Below are 1476 nucleotides of genomic sequence, written 5' to 3'. Positions count from 1 at the left end.
TGAACTGTGACCCGGTTTGTGGACAATTAATAACAAAGGCCTTGAACTTAGCAGGCTAGTAGATGACCTCTGAATTCGTCAGGGGTCATCTTTTTTAATGTCCACTGATATCGTTCGGAATTGTAATAACTAATGTACGCCTTAACACGCGCTCTCACTTCGTGGATCGTCTGGCAATCGCTAAAGTCAACGTCATCTTTCATGTGACCGAAGAATGACTCCATGGAGGCATTGTCCCAGCAATTACCCTTGCGCGACATAGATTGCCTAAAGCCTGCCTCGGCGATGAGAAGACGTGTTTTGGGATGGGTGTAATGCATCCCTTGATCGGAGTGCAGGATCGCTTCCGGATGAATGTTCCCATCCAATCGTTCTATGAGTTGTTGCATTGTCCGTTCGACAATTGGAAGCTCAAGCGTGGCTGCAACACAATCAGCAAGGATCTGCCTGGTGGCCCCGTCCTTCACACAGGAAAGGTACGCCCATTGTCCGTTTCCGTAACGCAAATACGTGATGTCGGTGAGGAATACTTTTTCGGGCTTACCTTGGTCAAACTGGCGTTCTAGCAAATTGGGACACGTCTGGTGTTCTTGAGTTGCTTTGGCCATCTTGCGGTAGGGGTTCGCCTGACGGATGACCGCGACTAAGCATGCCTTTCGCATGAGGCGGCGAATCTTCTTGTGGTTCATGATGATACCATCTAACTGCTCAAGTCGCATTTTAATGACCAGCGCGCCTGCTCTACCGCGCAGCGCCTCAAAGTGTTGCCGGATAAGGGCGACGTCTTCTTCGTCAGCTGCTTCCCGAAGTTGGCGTTTATCCTCGGCTGCAAGCCATCTGTAGTAGCCGCTCGGACTGACATCTACAAGCTCACACAGATAGCGCGTCATGCGTTTTAGGCCATATGCCCGAATTGTAAGGTTGATGATCTCAAAGCGCTCGGCTGCCGTCAGTGTTTCTTCTTCTGCCGCTCGAGCGCTTCGAGCTTTTTTAGCAAGTCTACCTGCGCTTCAAGCATTTTAATTTTGGCCTGAGCTCGCTTCAACTCTTCTTCCACTGTCAACTCAGCTGCTGTCTTACGACCTGTGCTGTTCTTTCCGCGTCGGTCTGTTTCCAATCCTTCTTCCCCATACAATTGATAGGTTTCACGCCAACGCTTTACACTCTTTTTAGGCTTTGTATGACCGATAACGTCAAGGTCAAAGCCTGCTCGGATAAAGATCTCCGAGGGCGTCTGGCCCGCCCTGTAGGCCTCCAACGCCTCCAATTTGAACGCAGGATTGTACGTGATTGTCGACTCGGACACCTTCTGCACGTTGGGGTTTGCCTCTAGCATTCTTATCTGTTCTTCAGTAAATACGATTCGCTTTAACTTTCCCATGTTCGTATCGCCCCTCATCTTACCTTGATTAAAACACAAATGACCCACATGAAGGTCACTTTTTTCAAAGTGTCCTTCTTGTGGGTCACAGTTCA

The 1476-nt window shown here is 49.3% G+C and carries 2 protein-coding genes; both read right to left on the bottom strand.

The annotated features are described in order from the left end of the window. Nucleotides 1-47 precede the first annotated feature (47 nt). A complete protein-coding gene (locus ACSEXW_RS28185) occupies nucleotides 48-914 on the bottom strand; it encodes an IS3 family transposase (RefSeq protein WP_438449508.1) in 867 nt (288 codons plus the stop codon). A gap of 35 nt (nucleotides 915-949) precedes the next feature. After that, a partial coding sequence (locus ACSEXW_RS28180; protein WP_438449507.1) for a helix-turn-helix domain-containing protein occupies nucleotides 950-1476 on the bottom strand: 527 nt, incomplete at its 5' end.

Origin of the sequence: Oryzibacillus soli (genome assembly GCF_051594765.1) — a bacterium.
Lineage (GTDB): Bacteria > Bacillota > Bacilli > Paenibacillales > NBRC-103111 > Paenibacillus_AR.
This window is presented reverse-complemented; position numbering and strand designations above follow the sequence as displayed.